This window comes from Nostoc sp. CHAB 5715, assembly GCF_020829685.1.
GTDB lineage: Bacteria > Cyanobacteriota > Cyanobacteriia > Cyanobacteriales > Nostocaceae > Nostoc.
In genome coordinates this window covers 1-2,815 of record NZ_JAIVFR010000953.1, presented here as the reverse complement: position 1 = coordinate 2,815, position 2,815 = coordinate 1, and the positions used below count along the sequence as shown (strand labels likewise).

Annotated in this window: 2 protein-coding genes; both read left to right on the top strand. The window is 38.9% G+C overall.

Translation table 11 applies throughout. The annotated features are described in order from the left end of the window. A partial coding sequence (locus LC574_RS34255; RefSeq protein ID WP_306422204.1) for a GTP-binding protein occupies positions 1-294 on the top strand: 294 nt, incomplete at its 5' end. A 432-nt stretch (positions 295-726) separates the two neighbouring features. Beyond that, complete coding sequence (locus LC574_RS34250; protein WP_229458062.1) at positions 727-2,592, top strand: type II and III secretion system protein; 1,866 nt, start codon at positions 727-729, stop codon at positions 2,590-2,592. The last annotated feature ends 223 nt before the right edge of the window (positions 2,593-2,815 follow it).

Below are 2,815 nucleotides of genomic sequence, written 5' to 3'. Positions count from 1 at the left end.
TGTGCAAACAAAGTTAATTATACCTTTAGTCCAGAATTGGTGGATTTAACGATTTACGTCATTGATGTTGCGGCAGGTGATAAAATTCCCCGCAAAGGTGGCCCCGGTATTACTAAATCTGATTTGTTGGTAATTAACAAAACTGATTTAGCACCCTATGTTGGTGCAGATTTAAGTGTGATGGAACGAGATGCTAAAAAAATGCGCGGCGATAAACCTTTTATTTTTACTAATTTGAAAACTCAGTCTGGACTTGCAGATATAATTAACTTTGTTTGCACAAATATCTGTTAAAAAAAATGAGCAGGAGTCAGAATTGAGCAAAAATGCTTCGCTTCTCTATTTTTCTATACTTGGTTTTGCTTGGTATCAACGTAAATACCGTTGCTTTGTCTTCAGATGGGAACGTCAAAAACTTAGGACTTATATCATGTCCGATAAATTACTTGTGATATGTCATTGCGAGTGAAACGAAGCAATCACAACGTCTGGAGCGATTGCTTCACTCCGTTCGCAATGACAACTGTTTAACCGGACGTGATATTACGCACTGTACAATTAAATGTAAGTAAGTCGGCACGATAAAACCGAGGTATGTTTAGTTTTGTAAAAACTGTGGAATGACCTATTTTTTAAGTATTCGTTAGCTTGACATTTCGTTACGTAAGTCGATTTTTTAACGCCGACTTACTTATCTATTGAGAGTATTGACTAAGAGAGGTGAATATGTATAACCGCCAACTTTCTTTTTTGCTGAGTCTGGGTGCTATTGCTGTACTTGGAGGTAATTTGTCTGCTCAAGCTCAAAAACCTACTATTTTTCCTAATAAAACAATGCCAATGGCAGAAAATAGAAAAGGTAGAGGAAGTCAAAGGATAAAGTTATATTACTTTCGTAATACAGACGCTTTAAATGCACTACTAAATGATGTAAACAAAAGCGCAAAATGGGGTCTTACAATAAGTACATCTACTGATAATGAGATCATTCTCTATGGTTCAAGAGAAGCAAGAAACTCTGCGTACCGATTGATTGCTGGAATTGATCTTCCCCGTCCCGGTATCAAGATGGAGATGTGGGGAATCCAGATTTCCAGCAATAATCCCAAGAACTTAGCTAAAGTAATGTCGGAAGTACGCCAGGAAATTAATCAAACTCAACAGTTAGTGCAAGAAACGTATGCTCAAATTGAGCAATACGCAAAAGGTAATATACAGGAAAATGACTTTGATCCTGAGTTCAAAAAACTTGTTGAGAGACTAGGGTATAAATCAGCCCTGAATAAAAATCGCCCTCTATCTCTAACGGATATAGTGCTACGCCTGGTAGCTGCAGAAACCAAAAATAACGATAAGACCAAAGAAATAGCTAATAAACTTACGCAGTTTGTTCAAAAAGATGACCGCTATAAATACTATTTAGACAAGTTAAGAGAGCAAGGAAGACAGCCACTCGAAAGGTTTTTTTCTATTCGTGGTCTGAATCCAAAGTGCAGAGGTGAAAAGGAGACAAAAAATGCCTATCACGACTGTTGGAAGACAGGTTTTGAAGACGACTACGCCCACATAAGTCGCGCTACAGTACTTGATTTTGCGCTACAGTATGCCCATTTTATTGATAAACCAGATCAGTTTAGCCCTTACGATCTGCAACAATCAGCCGATGTCTTTAATAATCGCTTACAAGATATTGTTGATGCGTTAAACCAAGATATAGAAGATTTTTTTGTTATCCCTACTTTGATCAAAATCCAAGAGATTGTGAGTGAATTCAAGGACGTGGAATATGCACAGGTGGGAAGAACCAGTGTATCTAGTCTGAGTGGGATAAAAACGGTGGTGAATTCGGATTCGATTAGTGCCTTCGATGTGACTCCACCGTTGAAGCTTTCAGATTTGCTCAGAAATGCTGATAATCTCACAGAGCAGGTTGACAAATTTGTTCCAGCAATACCGTCATCAATGTCGGCAGATCCCATAAAGCCATCGGTTGGCTCTCTGCCTCTGGCGCAGGTTATTGGCCTAGTTGCTGCCCTCCAAGAGCAAAACGCTGTATTTCGTGAGCTGAAAACTGGGGTTTCATTGACGGTAACTCCTAATGTGTTACGAAATATGAATTCTGCTGAACTCAAAATCGATTTGACTATCGTTGATCCATTAGTTACTGGTACAGAACAGAACAGATCACAAGAGCCACTATCACGTATCGGTAAACAGGAGGTGACAACTAATGTTTACACCAAGGCCGTGGATTTTTTCGCTCTTTCAACATTCTCTAACCAAAGTACATTAAATGGGGGACGTGCTTACGTACCTATTATCGGCACGGTGTGGAAGGGGATTTTTGGTGATGTGCCGGTGTTGGGCGATTTGTTTAGTTGGAAAAAAGGTCCTAAAAAGGTTCTTCACGAGAGTCTGCTGTTGACTAACTCCTTCATTTCACCTACAGCGATGGGAATGGGTTTGCTCTATCCATTGGACAGCAACACCCCTATTGATGACCAAAAATTCCATAATTTCAAGTGTCAGGTTGAAAAATATCGAAATAATCCAGATACAAATAATCGAGTGTTTGAAAAAAGCTGTTTGTAAAGACAACAATCGGTCAATAAACCTAACACAATAAGGTTCAGATAAGTTTGCAGAAACTAATAATATCAAATCCAGTTGAACAACCACACTAAAAATAAGCTATAGTAATCCGCTTTGATTTTTGAAATTATTTGCGTAGGCGGGGAGTAGGGAATAGGGAGTAGGGAGTAGGGAATCAGGCTTTTCGAGGTGTACGGTGTTTATTCAAAAATCAAATAGGAAT